A 16,818-nucleotide genomic window follows, 5' to 3' on the forward strand; every position below is an offset into this window, starting at 1 on the left:
TTGACGCAGCGCCCGCCGCTCCCTACCCATATTCCACCCAGCTAGGAGAACCAGCCATGCCACGTGCCCTGATCGTGATCGACGTCCAGTACGATTTCTGTCCCGGTGGCGCACTGGGGGTGGCGGACGGCGACACCATCGTGCCCGGCATCAACAGGCGCATCGAGGATGCACCCGTCGTGATCCTGACCCAGGACTGGCACCCGGCGGGCCATTTGTCCTTCGCCTCGTCCCACCCGGGCAAGGCGCCGGCGGATATGATCGACATGCCCTACGGCCCTCAGGTGCTCTGGCCCGATCACTGCGTCCAGGGCAGCCATGGCGCCGCGTTTCATGAAGACCTGCTCACCGACCCTGCCGACATGATCATCCGCAAGGGCTACAACCCCGAGATCGACAGCTATTCGGCGTTCTTCGAGAACGATCGCGAAACGGCGACCGGCCTGCACGGTTACCTACAGTCGCGTGGAATATCACGGCTGATGCTCGTCGGCCTCGCGACCGATTTCTGCGTGGCTTACTCGGCAGAAGACGCCGCGCAGCTGGGCTATGACGTGCAGGTGGATATCTCGCTTTGTCGGGCGATCGACCTTGATGGCTCGATGGCCACCGCGAAAGCGCGGATGCTGGCCGCCGGTGTCACCTTGCTCGACTGATCCGTCCCGCGCCTTGCCACAGGCCCACGTAGCGGCCAACGATCCCCCCTGCCAGCGCCCCTGCCGCATCGGCCAGCACATCAAGCATCTCGGCTGAGCGTCCGACATGGGGCTGGATCACCTCGATCAGCCCGCCATAGGCCACTGCGGCGATGAAAACCCCAAGGAAATAGCGCGGATAGGCCAGGCTGAGGGGCAAGGCCAGCACCGCAAAGGCAACGAAATGCTGCAGCTTGTCGGAATGCGACATCGTCTGCATCTGCGGTATCGGTGTCAGCGTCACGAAGCCGATCAGCAGCACCAGCGCCGCGGTCAACCACCACGCCACCCTGCCCGAAATTATCCCGCGTCTCGCCTGCATCCGATTACCACTCCGGGGTCTGTGCCCATCTTTTCCTGCCGCAACGCGCCGGGCGGGACCAGCGTGGCATCCGCGCAAACCCGCGCGCGCGCCACCTCGCCACTCGCCAAATCGGCCCGTCGGGTATATGACAATCCGGGTTGCGCCCGGCAGGGTGACATATCGAAGAAAGAGAAGCCAGATGACGCGTAAGATTTTCGGCACCGACGGTATCCGGGGCACGGCAAACACCTATCCCATGACAGCAGACAACGCCCTGCGCATTGGCGCGGCGGCCGGGCGTCACTTCCGCCGCGACAAATCGAACGGGCACCGGGTGGTCATCGGCAAGGATACGCGCCGATCGGGCTACATGCTGGAAAACGCGTTGACCGCCGGGCTGACATCGACGGGCATGAACGTGCTGCTGCTGGGCCCGGTCCCGACACCGGCAGTCGGCCTGCTGACACGGTCCATGCGGGCCGATCTGGGCATCATGATCTCGGCCAGCCACAACCCGCATTACGATAACGGGATCAAGTTCTTCGGCCCTGACGGCTTCAAGCTCGACGATGAATCCGAGGCCGAGATCGAACAAATCCTCGCCGGTGACATTTCCCCGGTCCAGCCGTTGAACATCGGGCGCGCCAAGCGCATCGAGCATGGTCAGGGCCGCTACGTGGAATATGCCAAGACAACGATCCCGCGCGATGTGCGCCTCAGCGGGCTCAAGGTGGTCGTGGATTGCGCCAATGGTGCCGCGTACCGCGCCGCCCCCGACGTGCTGTGGGAGCTGGGCGCCGAAGTGGTGCCTATCGGCATTGCGCCCAACGGCTATAACATCAACCTCGATTGCGGCTCGACCAACCCGCAGGCCGCCGTGGCGGCCGTCCGCGAACATGGCGCCGATCTGGGAATCTGCCTTGATGGCGACGCGGACCGGATCATCATCATCGACGAGGCCGGGATTGTCGCCGATGGCGATCAGATCATGGCGCTCTTTGCCGCGGCCTGGGCCGATGCCGGGCTGTTGCGCGGCGGCACGCTGATCACCACCGTGATGTCGAACCTCGGTCTGGAGCGGTTCTGCAAGAACCGCGGCCTGGCGATGGAACGCACCAGCGTGGGCGACCGCCATGTGGTCGCGCGGATGCGCGAGGGCGGGTTCAACCTCGGCGGCGAACAGTCGGGGCATATCGTCATGACCGATTATGCCACCACCGGCGACGGGCTGATCGCAGGCATACAGTTCCTCGCGGCCATGGTCACATCCGGCAAACCCGCCAGCGAGCTTATCCGCAATTTCGAAGCGGTCCCGCAAAAGCTGGAGAACGTGAAATACAGCAGCGGCGCCGATCCGCTGGGCGCGGAAAGCGTGACCGCGCTGATCGCGGCACAGGAAAAACGGATCGAGGGCCAGGGCCGCCTGCTGATCCGCAAATCCGGGACCGAGCCGCTGATCCGCGTCATGGCAGAATGCGAGGACGAGGCCCTGCTGAATGATGTGGTGATGACCATCGCCGACGCAGTGCGCGAGGCAGGCAAACACTGAACCGGTATCGCCCGGAAAACCTGCAATTTCCGGCCCGCTTTCGGGGCGGAAAACGCGCGTGCGTGCCAACAAGGCGCTTCGCGGCTTTCCCGTTTCAGTTCAGATGCTTGTCGCTCTAGCGGCGCGCGTTCCAGCTGGCCGAGGCATGACGGCGGGTGTAAAATTCGCCCATCAACCCGATCACGATAAAGACCACCCCGACGATCACCGGGTATTCGATCGACGAATTGCGCGGAAAGTAATTGACGAAAACGAAGCCGCGCGACTGATCGATCAGGTGAAACAGCGGATTCCAGTCAAACATCGCCAGCATCGTCGGCGGCAGTGAATTGGCCACGAACATCTTGCCCGACGCGATCATGTTGGCGCGCTGGTAGACTGTCACGAAGGTCGATGTAAACGTGGGGAACCACGGCTTCATCGCCAACAGCACCAGCCCCAGTGCCACCGCCGTGAACCAGGCCAGCATCAACATCAGGAACGCCCAGAACGGCTGATCTATGGTGAACGGCTTGAAGCCCACATGATAGACGAAAAGGATCAGGAAAAGCGTCAGCAACTGGATATAAAGCGCCCCGAACGCCGCCGCGCAGATCGAAACCACCGTGTTCATCGGCGCGTGTTGCATCATCGGAGAGGATGGCCCCTCGGATCCGGCCACGGCGCTCAGCGTCTTTACATGGGACAGAAACAGGAAAATCCCCGACATGATATAAAGCAGGAAATCACCGCGCAATGCTGAACCGCGCAGGCCGAGGATCGAGAACATGATAAAAAATGACGCGATGAAAACAACCGCCTGCAACAGGTTCAGGCCCAGCGCCATCAACGCGTTGCCATGCGCCTTGCGCACGTCGCGCACCGTCGCGTGATAGATCAGCTCGGCGAGGGATATCGCCGACTGCAGCGTCGATTTTGGTTTGGCCTGCTGAAACATTATGTCGCGCCTATGCCTGCTCGGGCGGATTCTTGTACGGAATTCTTGCTGTCCCGTTACACGCACAGCATAAGAGGCCGGGCGCTTGCCCGCAACACTCACGTTTCGACGTGCCATCGATTCCAGACAGGAGCATGAATTTGGACCACACCCATTTGACCGCCACCATTCGACGTCTCGCGCTGGAGGCCGGCGATGTGATCCTGGAAGTCTACAATTCAGACGATTTCGACGTCCGGACCAAATCCGACTCGAGCCCGGTGACAGAGGCCGACGAGGCCGCCGATGCGCTGATCTCGGCAGGGCTGCGCGCCGCGTTCCCCGATATTGCCCTTGTGACCGAGGAACAGGCCGACAGCCATGCCGTGCGCGCCGATACGTTCCTGATTGTCGATCCGCTGGACGGCACCAAGGAATTCATCCACCGCCGGGGCGATTTCACCGTGAATATCGCCTATGTTGAAAACGGTGTGCCGATACGCGGCGTGGTCTATGCACCGGCCAAGGGCCGGATGTTCTTTACCATGCCGGATGGTCACGCGGTCGAGGAAACAGGGGATCTGGACAAAGATACCATTGGCCCCGTCCGCCCGATCCGCGTGTCGGACCCCGACAACGCCGCGCTGATGGTCGTTGCCTCCAAATCCCACCGCGATCAGGCAACCGACGACTATATCGCGAAATATTCCGTCAAGGACATGAAAAGCGCGGGATCGTCGCTCAAGTTCTGCCTCGTCGCCACGGGCGAAGCGGATCTGTATCCCCGCCTGGGGCGGACGATGGAATGGGACACCGCCGCAGGCCATGCGGTGCTGACCGGCGCGGGTGGGCGCGTCGTGCGCTTCGACGATCACACAGACCTGACCTATGGTAAGGACGGCTACGCCAACCCGTTCTTCATTGCCTGCGCCCCGTCCGTGAACCTGAAAAAGGGCTGACACCATGAGCGTTCTGATCGCCATCCCCGCGCGCTACGCCTCGAGCCGCTATTCCGGCAAGCCGCTGGCGACCCTCACCGGCGCCACCGGCGAGACGAAATCGCTGATCCAGCGCTCGTGGGAGGCCGCCTGCCAGGTCAAGGGCGCGGACCGGATCGTCGTCGCCACCGATGACGCGCGGATCCGCGACGCCGCGGCCGGGTTCGGCGCCGAGGTGGTGATGACCTCGCCCGACTGTGCCAACGGCACCGAACGCTGCGCCGAAGCGGCGCAGGCATTGGGCGGCGGTTTTGATATCGTGGTGAACCTGCAGGGCGATGCGCCGCTCACCCCGCATTGGTTCGTCGAGGATCTGGTGGCGGGCCTGCGCGACGACCCCGACGCCGAAGTCGCCACACCCGTGCTGCGCTGCGACGGGCGCGCGCTGAACGGGTTTCTCGAAGATCGCCGCAACGGTCGCGTCGGCGGCACCACCGCCGTCTTTGGCGCACGCAACCACGCGCTCTACTTCTCCAAGGAAGTGATCCCCTACACCCCCGGCACCTATGCCGACACAGACGCCACGCCCGTCTACCACCATGTCGGCGTCTATGCCTACCGCCCCGCGGCACTGGCCGCCTATTCCGGTTTCACCCCCGGTCCGCTCGAAGCGCTGGAAGGGCTGGAACAGCTGCGCTTCCTCGAACAGGGCCGCTCCATCCTTTGTGTCGAGGTCGACGCCCGTGGTCGGCAGTTCTGGGAGCTGAACAACCCAGAGGATGTTTCCAGGATCGAAACAATGATGGCCGAAATGAAAATGCCCTGATTTTTCAATCCCAGGTTGCAGTAGTCATTTTTTTTACTCTTCTTAAAGACTTGGCCGAAGCGCACCTGCCCGAAAAAATCGCAACTCTGTCCAATAATTGTCCAGTTTCCCCCTTATTGAACCACGATATTTAGTGTTTTTTATGATATGTGGGGAAACAATGGGGAACGACGTGGGGCACGAAAGTAAAATGAAGATGCGACGCAAGGTAACGAAAGCGATTTTTCCGGTTGCCGGAATGGGCACAAGATTTCTGCCCGCTACCAAATCCGTTCCGAAAGAAATCATGACGCTGGTGGACCGCCCGCTGGTGCAATACGCCATTGACGAGGCACGCCAGGCGGGGATCAAGGAATTCATCTTTGTCACCTCGCGCGGCAAGGGCGCGCTCGAGGACTACTTCGACAACGCCCCACAGCTCGAACAGGAGCTGCGCAAGAGGGGCAAGACCGAGCTGCTGGAAATCCTCAAGTCCACCAACATGGACTCGGGCGAAATCGCGTATCTGCGCCAGCACAAGCCGCTGGGCCTTGGTCACGCGGTCTGGTGCGCACGCCGGATGATCGGCAACGAACCCTTTGCCGTGATCCTTCCCGATGACGTGATCGCCGCCGAGAAACCCTGCCTGCAGCAGATGATCGAGGCATTCGAGGAAACGCCGGGCAACATCGTTGCCGCGATGGAGGTCCCCGACGACAAGGCATCCTCTTACGGGATTCTTGACATAAAGGAAGACATGGGCTCGATGGTCTCGACCAAGGGCATGGTGGAAAAACCCGCCCCCGGCACTGCACCGTCGAACCTCGCAGTGATCGGGCGCTACGTGCTGACCCCCACGGTTCTGAAGATGCTCAACAAGAAGAAGACCGGCGCAGGCGGCGAGATCCAGTTGACCGACGCCATCGACGATGCCCGCGACGAGGGCGAAGAGGTCTATGGTTTCCGTTTCCGCGGCCAGCGGTTCGATTGCGGCTCCAAGGCCGGGTTCCTGCAGGCGACCGTATCTTTCGCGCTGGATCGGCCCGAGTTGCGTGAGGATTTGCAAAACTTCCTTTACGAAATCGTCAACGCTGATAAGGCTGCTCAGTAAACCTTGAGCAGCCAGAGGCGGCAATGTGACGAATATCCTGGTAACGGGCGGCGCGGGCTATATCGGCAGCCACGCCTGCAAAACACTCAAGGCGGCGGGCTACACCCCCGTCGCCTATGACAATCTCAGCATCGGCTGGCGCGACGCGGTCAAGTTCGGCCCGTTCGAGGAAGGCGACATCACCGATCGCGAGCGCCTCGATCAGGTGTTTGCCGCCTATCAGCCCGCCGCCGTCATGCACTTTGCCGCGCTCAGCCAGGTGGGCGACAGCATTCGCAGCCCCGAAACCTACTGGCACAACAACGTCGCCGGGTCGCTGACGCTGTTGCAGGCGGCGGTGCACGCGGGCTGCACCAACATGGTCTTCAGCTCCACCTGCGCGACCTACGGCGATCAGGACAACGTGATCCTGAACGAGGATTGCGTCCAGCATCCGATCAACCCCTACGGCGCCTCCAAACGCGCGATCGAGGACATGCTGCACGGGTTCGAGACAGCCTATGGCCTGCGCCACGTCATCTTTCGCTATTTCAACGTCGCAGGCGCCGACCCCGAGGCCGAGATCGGTGAGTTTCACAAACCCGAAACACATCTCATCCCACTCATGCTCGACGCCATCGACGGCCGCCGCGACGCGCTCACGGTGTTCGGTACCGACTGGGATACGCCCGACGGCACCTGCATCCGCGATTACGTGCATGTGATGGACCTTGTGGATGCGCATGTGCTGGGCCTGAAATGGCTGGAGGACGGCAAGGACAGCCGCGTGTTCAACCTCGGCACCGGCCACGGCTTCTCGGTGCGCGAGGTGATCGACCAATCCCATGCCGTCACCGGCCGTGACGTGCCGGTGATCGACGGCCCGCGCCGCCCCGGCGATTGCACGCGGCTGGTCTCCGGCTCTACCCGCGCCGAGGCCGAGCTGGGCTGGCGGCCACAACGCTCGACCATGAAGCAGATGATCACCGACGCATGGCGCTGGCACCAGTCCGGTCATTACGACAAATAGGCCAGACAATTGCGCGGCTCGGGCTGACCCCGTTCCGCCACTCATTCCGGGCCAGATCCCGGCCCTCGCGCCACAAAGGCGCGGGAAAATGCGCATATCACCCCACCTTACCTGACATTTCCCCAAAACCCGGGATTCAGTTTTCGGCGAAACACTCTAGACTGCCCCCAAACGCGCAGGCCAAGAGAACAGATGCAGCAGCCCCAAGACATATCCCAACGGATCGGCACGGCGGCGATGGCCTACCGTCTGCGCTGGAAGCGCCGCCGCCTGCTGGCGCGTGCGCTGCGCAAGCGGCGCCAGCTTAGCGAAGTCCGAAACCGGACCGACCAGATCAAACCCGACGCAATCCTGTGCTTTGCCACCGTGCGCAACGAACGTGTGCGCCTGCCCTGGTTCCTCGATCACCACCGCAAACTGGGCGTCGATCATTTCCTATTCGTGGACAATGCATCCGATGACGGCACCGCTGAATACCTCCTCCAGCAGCCCGATACATCGCTCTGGCGCACGCCGCACAGCTACCGTCTGTCCCGGTTCGGGGTCGATTGGCTGACCTGGCTGCAGATCCGCTACGGCCACGGCCATTGGTGCCTGACACTCGATGCCGACGAGGTGTTCATCTACCCGTTTCACGACACGCGCCCCCTGCGCGCGCTCACCGAATGGCTCGACATGAAAGAGATCACATCCTTCGGCGCGCTCATGCTGGACATGTATCCCAAGGGCCCGCTGGACGCGCACCCTTACGAGGCCGGCACCGATCCGTTTGAAATCCTGTCATGGTTCGACGGCGGCAACCATATGATCCAAAAGCAGAAAAAACTGGAGAACCTGTGGATTCAGGGCGGCCCCCGCGCTCGGGTCTTCTTTGCCGAAAACCCCCGCCGCGCCCCAACGATGGGCAAGGTGCCCCTGGTCAAATGGGATCGCCGCTACGCCTATGTCAGCTCCACCCACTCTTTGCTGCCGCGCCATCTCAACCACGTCTATGACGATCAGGGCGGCGAAAAAACCAGCGGCATCCTGCTGCACACCAAGTTCCTGCACATGATCGCCGAGAAGTCCGCCGAGGAGAAACTGCGCGGCGAGCATTTCGCCAATTCCTCGCTCTACGCCGACTACTATGACAGCCTCACCCGCAACCCCGATCTTTGGTGCGAGTGTTCGACCCGGCTGATCTCCTGGCGCCAGCTCGAAGCAATGGGCCTGATGTCGCGCGGCACCTGGCTATGACCCGACATGAAATTGCCATTTACCCAAGATGCTCAATAGCTTATCCTTCGGCCAATCGGGACGGACCAGTGAATATGATGGGCAATCTTACCTTAAGATCAGTGGCCTATGCTGACTGGCAGCCACAGGTAGACCCCGCCCTACGGAAGGGACGAATGACGTGAGTATAGTTCAGTCCTACCGTATGCGCCTGCAGCGCAAACACGCCAAGGCGCGCGCCTTTCGCAAGCATTTTTCGCTGCGCCCCGTGGTCGATCGCACCGGGCACATCAAACCCGGCCAGATACTGCTGTTTTCCACGCTGCGCGACGAACATATCCGCCTGCCCTATTTCCTGAATTACTACCGCGACATGGGCGTGGATCATTTCCTGATCGTGGACAATGACAGCACGGATGGCAGTGGCGACTACCTCGCCGATCAGCCAGACGTGTCGCTCTGGCACACGCGCGCCAGCTACAAACGCGCGCGCTACGGTGTGGATTGGCTCAACTGGCTTCAGGCCAGTTACGGCCACGGGCACTGGACGCTTGTGGTCGATCCGGACGAATTGTTCGTCTACCCGTTCTGCGACACCCGCCCCATTCGCGCGCTGACCGACTGGCTGGATGGCTCGAACGTGCGCAGCTTTGGCGCGATGCTGCTCGACATGTACCCCAAGGGGCGGCTCGATGCGGTGCCCTATCGGCGCGGGCAGGACCCGATCGAAATCGCCTCGTGGTTCGATCCGGGCAACTACATGATCTCGAAGAACCGCAAATACGGCAACCTGTGGATTCAGGGCGGCCCCCGCGCGCGCGTCTTCTTTCCCGAAAGCCCAAAGAAGGCCCCCGCCTTGAACAAGATACCGCTGGTCAAGTGGAACCGCCGCAACACCTATATCAGCTCGACCCACATGCTGCTGCCGCGCGGTCTGAACCTAGTCTATGACGAATGGGGCGGCGAAACCGCCAGCGGCGTCCTGCTCCATGCCAAGTTTCTCGACACGTTCACCCACAAGGCCAAGGAAGAGATGCAGCGCAAGCAGCATTACCGCGCCTCGCTAGAATACAAGGCCTATGTGGAAAACCTCCGCGAAACACCAGATCTATGGTGCAAATGGTCGGAAAAGTATATAAACTGGCGCCAATTGGAGATCCTTGGCCTCATGTCCAAGGGCAACTGGGCATGAAGAGCAGGAAGGCACACGCGCCATGAGCGTCGGCATCGTCATGCTGGTTCACACGGCGCTCGGGCGCGCCGAACAGGTCGCGCGCCACTGGTCCGCGGCGGGCTGCCCGCTGGTGATCCACGCCGATGTCTCGGTCCCCCGGCAAACCTACAATGCCTTCGTCAAGGCGCTCTCGGATCTGCCCAATGTGCAGTTTTCCAAACGCCACCGCTGTGAATGGGGCACATGGGGTCTGGTCGCGGCGTCACAGGCCGCCTCGCAGTTGATGCTGGACAGCTTTCCCGACGTGCGCCACGTCTACCTCGCCTCCGGCTCCTGCCTGCCCCTGCGCCCTGTGGAAGAGCTGATAGATTACCTCGAAAACCGCCCGCATACCGATTTCATCGAAAGCGCGACCACCGCCGATGTGCCGTGGACGATCGGCGGGCTGGACAGCGAAAGATTCACGCTGCGCTTTCCGTTTTCGTGGCGCAAGCACCGCTATCTTTTTGACAAATACGTATCGATCCAGCGCGCCCTGGGGATGAAGCGCCGCATTCCCGGCGGCATCGTCCCGCATATGGGCAGCCAGTGGTGGTGCCTCACCCGCCAGACCCTGTCGGCGATCCTGAGCGACCCTGAACGCGCCACCTTTGACCGCTACTTCTCAAAGGTGTGGATCCCCGACGAAAGCTATTTCCAGACCCTCGCGCGGCAATACTCACGCCAGATCGAAAGCCGCTCACTGACGCTGAGCAAGTTCGACTACCAGGGCAAACCGCACATCTTCTACGATGACCACCTGCAACTGTTGCGCCGCTCCGATTGCTTTGTCGCGCGCAAGATCTGGCCGCACGCCAACCGGCTCTATGACGCCTTCCTGACCGACGCCGCGCACGCGATGAAAAAGACCGAGCCGAACCCCGGCAAGATCGACCGCATTTTCGCCAAGGCGGTCGAACGGCGCACACGCGGCCGCCCCGGCCTCTATATGCAGAGCCGCTTTCCCGTGGAAACCCGCGAAAACGGCCTGACCTCGGCACAGTATTCGGTGTTTCAGGGCTTTTCCGCCCTGTTCGAGAATTTCGAATCCTGGCTCGCGCGCGCCACCGGAACGCGGGTGCATGGCCACCTCTTCGCGCCCGAACGCGCCGAATTCTGCGATGGCCAGACGGTGATGAACGGCGCGCTGTCGGACAGCGCCGCGCTGCGCGACTACAACCCGCGCGCCTTTCTCGCCTCGCTTATCTGGAACACGCGCGGCGAACGGCAGTGCTTTCAATTCGGCCCGCGAGACAATCAGGCGGTAAACTGGGACATCGCCAAGGATCCGAACGCCCAGATTTCGGTGATCTCGGGCGCATGGGCCGTGCCGCTGTTCAAATCGAACCAGAATTTCTCGGACATCCGACGCGAGGCTGCCCGCCTGCAACAGATCGAGAGCAAGCATCTGGAAATCCTGCGCTCATCCTGGACCAAGGCGCGCGTGCGTATCTGGACGATGGCCGAGTTCATCGAGGCCCCGATGGAGCCGCTTCAGACCATTATCGACGAGATCGGCCCGCAGCAGAACATGCGTGGGCTGGCAGAGGTGCCAAAGATGGCCGACCTGACCGGTTTTGGCCAGTTCCTGCAAAACCTGAAAAATCAGGGCATGCACCCCTATCTCATGGGCAACTTCCCGGTCGCGCGCGACCCGATGGAACCACCCGGCAACAAACGCAAACCCTATCTGGTCCGGTAAATTCGCATGAATCCACGCTTTGATTATTTCGTGGTATTTGCAGAGATGCGTACCGGCAGCAACCTCTTGGAATCCAACATAAATGCCTTTGACAGCCTGCATTGCCATGGCGAGGCGTTCAATCCGCATTTCATCGGCTACCCGAACAAGACCGATATCCTCGGCATCACTCAGGCCATGCGCGAAGGCGATCCCGCCCGCCTGATCGACACGATCAAGGCCGAAGAGGGCCGGTTGGGCGGCTTTCGCTTCTTTCACGACCACGATCCGCGCGCGCTGGACATCGCGCTGGACGATCCGCGCTGCGCCAAGATCATCCTGACCCGCAACCCCGCCGAAAGCTATGTCAGCTGGAAAATCGCCCGTGAAACCGGCCAGTGGAAGCTGACCAACGTGAAACGCCGCCGCGATGCCAAGGCAACCTTTGACGCTGCCGAATTCGACGAGCACATCACCCGCCAGCAGGAATTCCAGATGCTGCTGCTGAACAGGCTTCAGCGTAGCGGGCAGACCGCATTCTACATCGCCTACGAAGATCTCCACGATCTCGAGGTAATCAACGGGCTGGCGAAGTTCCTGGGCACATCCGAAGTTCTGGAGGAACTCGACAGCAGCCTGAAGATCCAGAACCCCCAGGCGCTCGAGGACAAGGTTGCCAATTTCGATGACATGGTGGCCGCACTGGCAGGGCTGGACCGGTTCAACCTGACCCGCACCCCCAATTTCGAGCCGCGCCGCGGTGCCGCCGTGCCCAGCCATGTGGCCGCACTCAACGCGCCGCTGTGCTACATGCCCATCCGCTCTGGCCCCGAGGCCGAGATACGGCAATGGCTGGCAGCGCTGGATGGCACAACGCCCGAGGCCCTGCGCACCAAGATGAACCAGAAACTGCTGCGCCAGTGGATGCGCCAGCATCCCGGCCATCGCTGCTTTACCGTGCTGCGCCACCCGATCGCCCGCGCGCATGCCGCCTTTTGCCGGCGAATCCTCAATCGCGGCCCCGAGTGCCTGAACGAGATCCGCCGCACCCTGCGCAACTTTCACAAACTGCCGATTCCCGGCGCCGGCCCGGATGAAACCTATGACAGGCGCGCGCATCACACCGCCTTTGTCGCGTTTCTGGAGTTCCTGAAGGCCAATCTGCGCGGCCAGACCAGCGTGCGGGTCGATGCCAACTGGGCCAGCCAGGTTTCTGTCTTGCAGGGAATGGCGCAGTTTACCCTGCCCGATCTCATTCTGCGCGAGGACGAGATGATGCTGGGGCTGGGCGCGCTGGCCAAACAGGTCGGCTATCCGGGTGCCACGCCCGTCCCCGAGGTGGCAGCGGACGAACCCTTTGCGCTGGCCGATATCTACGACGCCCAAATCGAGGCGCTCGGCGCCGACATCTATCAGCGCGACTACATCATGTTCGGATTCGGCCCCTGGGGCTGACGGTCCGCGCGGCGGCCCCTACGGGGCCTTTACGCCGCGCGCCGGTGCATTACGCCGCCAGCGACGATTGCGCCTCGGTCACGATCGCATAAAGCGTTGCGGGATCACGGTTCGCGCGCAGCTTGGCGCATAGTGACGTGTCACGCAGTGTCCGCGACACCAATGCCAGCGCCTTGAGGTGTTCCACCCCCGCGTCACGCGGTGCGAACAGAGCAAAGGCCAGATCGACCGGCCGCCGGTCGACCGCATCGAAATCAATCGGCTTCTCCAGCACCACCAGAACGCCGACAACGCGGTTCACATCGTCAATCCGCGCATGGGGCAGCGCGACCCCGTGGCCCACACCTGTGGGCCCCAGGGCTTCGCGTTGCTGCAACGCCTCGATCGCCCGTTGGGCATCCACCCCATAGGCAGCGTGGGCGATATCACCCAACTCATGAATGAGACGCTTTTTGCTGGATGCTGCGGATAAAACGCGCACCGCCTCAGGCTTGAGGATCATTGAAACTTCCATTCCTGCTCCGAACATACGCTGCCGGTTACGGGCGTCGCCCTTGATATCAGGGATCAATCCAGCCGATATTGCCGTCATCTCGGCGATACACCACATTGATCCCGTTCTTTGCCTCGTTTCGGAAGACCAGAACTGGTGCGCCCGCTAACTCCATCTGCATCACCGCCTCGCCAACTGACAGCGACGGAATACGTGCCTCGATCTCGGCAATGATCACAGGCTGAAGGCTTTCGGGCTCCGATTCTTCTCCTTCGGCTTCTGACGCGAGGATATAGGAGGACCCGCCAAAAAGTTCAACAGGCTCCGTCCGGTCTTTGTAATGGTCCTTCAGACGGCGCTTGTAGCGGCGCAGCTGCTTTTCCATCTTCTCGCGGCATTGCTCGAAGGATTCATAGATCTCGTGGGCGCGTCCCTTGGCCTGCGCTGTCAGCCCGGTCGAAAGATGCACGGTCGCTTCGCAGACAAATTCATTCGCACTTTTCGAGAAAACCACCTGCGCATCTGTCGGGCGCTCGGCATATTTCGCCACGGCGGACCCCAGCTCGCCCTTCACGTGGGTTTGCAAGGCTTCGCCGATATCAATCTGCTTTCCAGTGATCTGATAGCGCATAGTGTCTCCTTCATGTGATCGCGCCGAAAGACGCGCCCGGCTACGCGTGTGCGCCGTGCATCGCCTCGTATTCGGCTACGGGAATTGGACATTTTTCGGGCTGCAAGCCGCTGATCTCAACCGACCGGTCCCCCTGCATGAACAGTTCGAAAACCTCAAATGTCATACCATAATTGAGGCGTCTTCCGGCCTGATTGTCAATCAAGATTGTGTGCCAACTGTGAAATACCGGTGACGCAAATCAGGAAATCTTGAAATTCTCGCCCAGATAGACACGGCGGACATTTTCGTTCTCCACCACCTCTCCGGGGCTGCCCGACATCAGCACACGGCCATCGTGCAGAATATAGGCACGGTCGACAATTTCCAGCGTTTCACGCACGTTATGATCGGTGATCAGCACACCGATGCCGCGCTTTTTCAGATCCGCGACCAGGTGGCGGATCTCGCCCACGCTGATGGGATCGACCCCGGCAAACGGCTCGTCCAGCAACAGGTAGCGCGGATCGGCCGCGAGGCAGCGCGCGATCTCGACCCGCCGCCGCTCGCCACCCGACAGGGCCAGTGCAGGCGCCCGCCGCAGGTGTTCAATCGAGAATTCCGATAGCAACTCCTCAAGCCGTTCGCGCCGCTTGTGCCGGTTGCTCTGCGAGATATCGAGAATCGCCATGATGTTGTCTTCGACAGACAGCCCGCGAAAGATCGACATTTCCTGCGGCAGATATCCGATCCCCAGCCTCGCGCGCCGATACATCGGCAAGGCGGTCACATCGCGCCCGTCGATCCGCACCGTACCGCCCTCGGGATAGATCAGCCCGGCGATGGAATAGAATGTCGTGGTCTTGCCCGATCCGTTGGGCCCCAGCAGCGCCGCCACTTCGCCCTGTCGCAGCCGGATCGACACGTCACGGATCACCACCCGTTTCTTATAGCTCTTGCGCAGATTCGTCACGCTCAGCCCCAGCGCGTCGTCGTCGCTTTCATGCGCGATATGCAGTGCCGGGCGGCTCATTGCTTTGCCTCAGGCTGCAGCACGGTCTTGACCCGGCCGTTCATCCGCGCGGTGCCCGCCACGGTATCGACGAACATCTTGTCGGCGGTCAGCGCGGTCGCCCCCTGCACCAGCAGAACATCGCCCGCCATCTCGATCATGCCGGTCTGCACGTTGTAATCGGCCTGTTGTGCCTCGGCGGCATCCTCGCCACTGACCAGCGTCACGCCGCCCTTGGCGCGCAGCCGCTCGATCCCCGACCGGTCCTCAAGGTAAACCACCAGAACCCATGGGGCCGACAGGCGCATCTGCCCCTGCCCGATCAGAACATTGCCGGTAAAGATCGCGGTGCCGTCATTCTGATCGACATCCAGCTTGTCGGCAGTCACTTCCACCGGCAGGCTGCTGTCCTGCTCCACGCCGCCAAAGGCGACCTGAATCCCCTGTGCCTGCGCCATGCCCGCAAACCCCAGGAGAACCATCACTTGTATGAGGCGAAACACGTGGTTCAGTCCTTTATCTTTGGAGGAGTGTATATCAGCTTGACGCCATCGGTGAACAGCAAATGTGCGGTGCCGTCTTCCTCTTCGGAAGTCAGCAACATGCGCCCCGCCTCCAGCGCCCCCAGCGGGCCGGTGCCCGTGACCGGGCCGGGGGTCTCGGCGCGCATCGTGTCGAACTGTGCGGTGATCCGGTCAGTGCGGACATCATAGCCGGTGGTGGTCGTGATCTTCACGTTGCCATCCAGCAGCGCCGAATACTCTATTTGATCGCTCTCGCCACGATCCGACGTGATGTGAACCACCGCCCCACCATTCAGCCGCAACTCCGCACGGACAACATCCGCCAGCACGCGCCCCTCGCGCGCCGGGTCGGGGCGCACCTTCTCAGCCTGGAACGATACATGCTCGCCACCCGTCGCGACCCCGGCAAACCTGGGATTGGTTGCCCCCTGGTCATGGGCGCGCTGCGTCAGGTCGATCTGGCTGAACGGGATCGTCTGATCAAGATCGACCTTGCGGCTGAACAGGAACACGGTCGACAGCAGACCCAGCGCCAGCAGTGGCAGGACGATCTTCATCCAGGCGACAAAGACCGAATGGAAATTGTCCCGCACAGCCATCAATGCGCAAAGATATCTTGCTCGGGCCAGCCCGCCAGATCGAGCTGCGCCCGAACGGGCAGAAAATCGAAACAGGCCTGCGCCATGTCCATCCGGCCTTCGCGGATCAGCCGCGCGTTCAATTCCTCGCGCAGGCGGTGCAGGTACAGAACATCGGACGCCGCATAGTCCAGTTGCGCCTCGGTCAGCACCTCGGCTCCCCAGTCAGAGCTTTGCTGCTGCTTGGAGATATCGACGCCCAGCAGCTCCTGCAGCAGGTATTTCAGCCCGTGCCGGTCGGTATAGGTGCGGATCAGCTTGCTGGCGATCTTGGTGCAATAGACCGGAGCCGTAACCACGCCGAAAGCATTCAGCATCGCCGCAATATCGAACCGGCCAAAGTGAAACAGCTTCAGCACGTCGGGGTTTTCCAGCATCGCGCAGAGGTTCGGCGCGGAACGCTGGCCCAGCGCCACCTGCACCAGATGCGCATTGCCATCGCCTCCCGACATCTGGATCACGCACAGCCGGTCGCGATGCGGGTTCAACCCCATCGTCTCGCAGTCGATCGCCACTACCGGCCCCAGGTCAAGCCCGTCCGGCAGATCGCCCTGATAGAGATGGTTTGCCATTGATTACCCTCCGCGCTGTTGCGCTTGGCTCTATATAGGATCGCGCGGCGCGACTACCAGAAATATCGGCGGCGGATT

General features: G+C 61.6%; 19 protein-coding genes. 10 read left to right on the top strand and 9 right to left on the bottom strand.

Going from position 1 to position 16,818, the window contains the following annotated elements; genetic code table 11:
• Positions 1–56 precede the first annotated feature (56 nt).
• Positions 57–656, top strand: coding sequence for a bifunctional nicotinamidase/pyrazinamidase (gene pncA / locus O3306_RS01875; protein WP_272002490.1), 600 nt, complete (start codon positions 57–59; stop codon positions 654–656).
• Here the strand turns inward: pncA and O3306_RS01880 are convergent.
• Entirely contained in the window at positions 640–1,017 is a 378-nt protein-coding gene (locus tag O3306_RS01880; protein WP_272002493.1) for a VanZ family protein, read from the bottom strand. The two genes, pncA and O3306_RS01880, sit on opposite strands and share 17 nt — an antisense overlap.
• Before the next feature lie 181 nt (positions 1,018–1,198).
• Here O3306_RS01880 and glmM point away from each other — a divergent pair, with 181 nt between their 5' ends.
• A complete protein-coding gene (glmM, locus tag O3306_RS01885; RefSeq protein WP_272002496.1) occupies positions 1,199–2,548 on the top strand; it encodes a phosphoglucosamine mutase in 1,350 nt (449 codons plus the stop codon).
• A 115-nt stretch (positions 2,549–2,663) separates the two neighbouring features.
• On the opposite strand, the gene O3306_RS01890 is transcribed toward glmM, so the two are convergent.
• Positions 2,664–3,485 carry an ABC transporter permease gene (locus O3306_RS01890; protein WP_272002499.1) on the bottom strand — a complete coding sequence of 274 codons (822 nt, stop codon included), beginning with the start codon at positions 3,483–3,485 and terminating at the stop codon, positions 2,664–2,666.
• 134 nt (positions 3,486–3,619) lie between these two features.
• On the opposite strand from O3306_RS01890, the gene cysQ reads away from it, so the two are divergent.
• The 8 genes from cysQ to O3306_RS01930 all read left to right on the top strand — a co-directional run bounded on the left by cysQ (position 3,620) and on the right by O3306_RS01930 (position 12,891).
• On the top strand, positions 3,620–4,423 hold the full coding sequence (gene cysQ, locus O3306_RS01895) for a 3'(2'),5'-bisphosphate nucleotidase CysQ (protein WP_272002502.1): 804 nt from the start codon (positions 3,620–3,622) through the stop codon (positions 4,421–4,423).
• Between the two features lie 4 nt (positions 4,424–4,427).
• A complete protein-coding gene (locus O3306_RS01900; RefSeq protein WP_272002505.1) occupies positions 4,428–5,228 on the top strand; it encodes a 3-deoxy-manno-octulosonate cytidylyltransferase in 801 nt (266 codons plus the stop codon).
• A 196-nt stretch (positions 5,229–5,424) separates the two neighbouring features.
• Positions 5,425–6,318, top strand: a complete 894-nt coding sequence (gene galU, locus O3306_RS01905; protein ID WP_272002507.1) for a UTP--glucose-1-phosphate uridylyltransferase GalU — start codon at positions 5,425–5,427, stop codon at positions 6,316–6,318.
• A gap of 25 nt (positions 6,319–6,343) precedes the next feature.
• The gene (galE, locus tag O3306_RS01910) at positions 6,344–7,327 is read left to right on the top strand and encodes a UDP-glucose 4-epimerase GalE (RefSeq protein WP_272002510.1); all 984 of its coding nucleotides are present in this window, start codon (positions 6,344–6,346) and stop codon (positions 7,325–7,327) included.
• 192 nt (positions 7,328–7,519) lie between these two features.
• On the top strand, positions 7,520–8,563 hold the full coding sequence (locus O3306_RS01915) for a glycosyltransferase family 2 protein (protein ID WP_272002512.1): 1,044 nt from the start codon (positions 7,520–7,522) through the stop codon (positions 8,561–8,563).
• 184 nt (positions 8,564–8,747) lie between these two features.
• Positions 8,748–9,734, top strand: a complete 987-nt coding sequence (locus tag O3306_RS01920) for a glycosyltransferase family 2 protein (RefSeq protein ID WP_272002821.1) — start codon at positions 8,748–8,750, stop codon at positions 9,732–9,734.
• Positions 9,735–9,756: 22 nt separating this feature from the next.
• Positions 9,757–11,457, top strand: a complete 1,701-nt coding sequence (locus O3306_RS01925) for a DUF5927 domain-containing protein (protein ID WP_272002514.1) — start codon at positions 9,757–9,759, stop codon at positions 11,455–11,457.
• A gap of 6 nt (positions 11,458–11,463) precedes the next feature.
• On the top strand, positions 11,464–12,891 hold the full coding sequence (locus O3306_RS01930; RefSeq protein WP_272002518.1) for a sulfotransferase family 2 domain-containing protein: 1,428 nt from the start codon (positions 11,464–11,466) through the stop codon (positions 12,889–12,891).
• A gap of 49 nt (positions 12,892–12,940) precedes the next feature.
• Here the strand turns inward: O3306_RS01930 and O3306_RS01935 are convergent, their stop codons facing one another.
• The 7 genes from O3306_RS01935 to O3306_RS01965 all read right to left on the bottom strand — a co-directional run bounded on the left by O3306_RS01935 (position 12,941) and on the right by O3306_RS01965 (position 16,740).
• A complete protein-coding gene (locus O3306_RS01935) occupies positions 12,941–13,405 on the bottom strand; it encodes a PTS sugar transporter subunit IIA (RefSeq protein ID WP_272002520.1) in 465 nt (154 codons plus the stop codon).
• 46 nt (positions 13,406–13,451) lie between these two features.
• Positions 13,452–14,015, bottom strand: a complete 564-nt coding sequence (hpf, locus tag O3306_RS01940; RefSeq protein ID WP_272002523.1) for a ribosome hibernation-promoting factor, HPF/YfiA family — start codon at positions 14,013–14,015, stop codon at positions 13,452–13,454.
• Positions 14,016–14,055: 40 nt separating this feature from the next.
• Entirely contained in the window at positions 14,056–14,181 is a 126-nt protein-coding gene (locus O3306_RS01945) for a hypothetical protein (protein WP_272002526.1), read from the bottom strand.
• Positions 14,182–14,256: 75 nt separating this feature from the next.
• Entirely contained in the window at positions 14,257–15,027 is a 771-nt protein-coding gene (lptB, locus tag O3306_RS01950; protein WP_272002529.1) for an LPS export ABC transporter ATP-binding protein, read from the bottom strand.
• Positions 15,024–15,488, bottom strand: coding sequence for an LptA/OstA family protein (locus O3306_RS01955; protein ID WP_442969965.1), 465 nt, complete (start codon positions 15,486–15,488; stop codon positions 15,024–15,026). Before O3306_RS01955 ends, lptB begins: the two co-directional genes overlap by 4 nt.
• A gap of 26 nt (positions 15,489–15,514) precedes the next feature.
• Positions 15,515–16,129, bottom strand: coding sequence for an LPS export ABC transporter periplasmic protein LptC (gene lptC / locus O3306_RS01960; RefSeq protein ID WP_272002532.1), 615 nt, complete (start codon positions 16,127–16,129; stop codon positions 15,515–15,517).
• Positions 16,129–16,740: a ribonuclease D gene (locus tag O3306_RS01965; RefSeq protein WP_272002534.1), complete on the bottom strand. Its 612-nt coding sequence runs from the start codon at positions 16,738–16,740 to the stop codon at positions 16,129–16,131. The genes lptC and O3306_RS01965 overlap by 1 nt, the downstream gene beginning before the upstream one ends.
• Between the last annotated feature and the right edge of the window lie 78 nt (positions 16,741–16,818).

Origin of the sequence: Roseovarius sp. ZX-A-9 (genome assembly GCF_028369135.1) — a bacterium.
In the GTDB taxonomy this organism is placed as follows: Bacteria; Pseudomonadota; Alphaproteobacteria; order Rhodobacterales; family Rhodobacteraceae; genus Roseovarius.

What these genes read in the sequence shown, in the direction of transcription:
- pncA (WP_272002490.1), top strand. Translation starts at nt 57, where the DNA reads ATGCCACGTGCCCTGATCGTGATCGACGTCCAGTACGATTTCTGTCCC.
- O3306_RS01880 (WP_272002493.1), bottom strand. Translation starts at nt 1,017, where the DNA reads ATGCAGGCGAGACGCGGGATAATTTCGGGCAGGGTGGCGTGGTGGTTG.
- glmM (WP_272002496.1), top strand. Translation starts at nt 1,199, where the DNA reads ATGACGCGTAAGATTTTCGGCACCGACGGTATCCGGGGCACGGCAAAC.
- O3306_RS01890 (WP_272002499.1), bottom strand. Translation starts at nt 3,485, where the DNA reads ATGTTTCAGCAGGCCAAACCAAAATCGACGCTGCAGTCGGCGATATCC.
- cysQ (WP_272002502.1), top strand. Translation starts at nt 3,620, where the DNA reads ATGAATTTGGACCACACCCATTTGACCGCCACCATTCGACGTCTCGCG.
- O3306_RS01900 (WP_272002505.1), top strand. Translation starts at nt 4,428, where the DNA reads ATGAGCGTTCTGATCGCCATCCCCGCGCGCTACGCCTCGAGCCGCTAT.
- galU (WP_272002507.1), top strand. Translation starts at nt 5,425, where the DNA reads ATGCGACGCAAGGTAACGAAAGCGATTTTTCCGGTTGCCGGAATGGGC.
- O3306_RS01915 (WP_272002512.1), top strand. Translation starts at nt 7,520, where the DNA reads ATGCAGCAGCCCCAAGACATATCCCAACGGATCGGCACGGCGGCGATG.
- O3306_RS01920 (WP_272002821.1), top strand. Translation starts at nt 8,748, where the DNA reads ATGCGCCTGCAGCGCAAACACGCCAAGGCGCGCGCCTTTCGCAAGCAT.
- O3306_RS01925 (WP_272002514.1), top strand. Translation starts at nt 9,757, where the DNA reads ATGAGCGTCGGCATCGTCATGCTGGTTCACACGGCGCTCGGGCGCGCC.
- O3306_RS01930 (WP_272002518.1), top strand. Translation starts at nt 11,464, where the DNA reads ATGAATCCACGCTTTGATTATTTCGTGGTATTTGCAGAGATGCGTACC.
- O3306_RS01935 (WP_272002520.1), bottom strand. Translation starts at nt 13,405, where the DNA reads ATGGAAGTTTCAATGATCCTCAAGCCTGAGGCGGTGCGCGTTTTATCC.
- hpf (WP_272002523.1), bottom strand. Translation starts at nt 14,015, where the DNA reads ATGCGCTATCAGATCACTGGAAAGCAGATTGATATCGGCGAAGCCTTG.
- O3306_RS01945 (WP_272002526.1), bottom strand. Translation starts at nt 14,181, where the DNA reads ATGACATTTGAGGTTTTCGAACTGTTCATGCAGGGGGACCGGTCGGTT.
- lptB (WP_272002529.1), bottom strand. Translation starts at nt 15,027, where the DNA reads ATGAGCCGCCCGGCACTGCATATCGCGCATGAAAGCGACGACGACGCG.
- O3306_RS01955 (WP_442969965.1), bottom strand. Translation starts at nt 15,488, where the DNA reads ATGGTTCTCCTGGGGTTTGCGGGCATGGCGCAGGCACAGGGGATTCAG.
- lptC (WP_272002532.1), bottom strand. Translation starts at nt 16,129, where the DNA reads ATGGCTGTGCGGGACAATTTCCATTCGGTCTTTGTCGCCTGGATGAAG.
- O3306_RS01965 (WP_272002534.1), bottom strand. Translation starts at nt 16,740, where the DNA reads ATGGCAAACCATCTCTATCAGGGCGATCTGCCGGACGGGCTTGACCTG.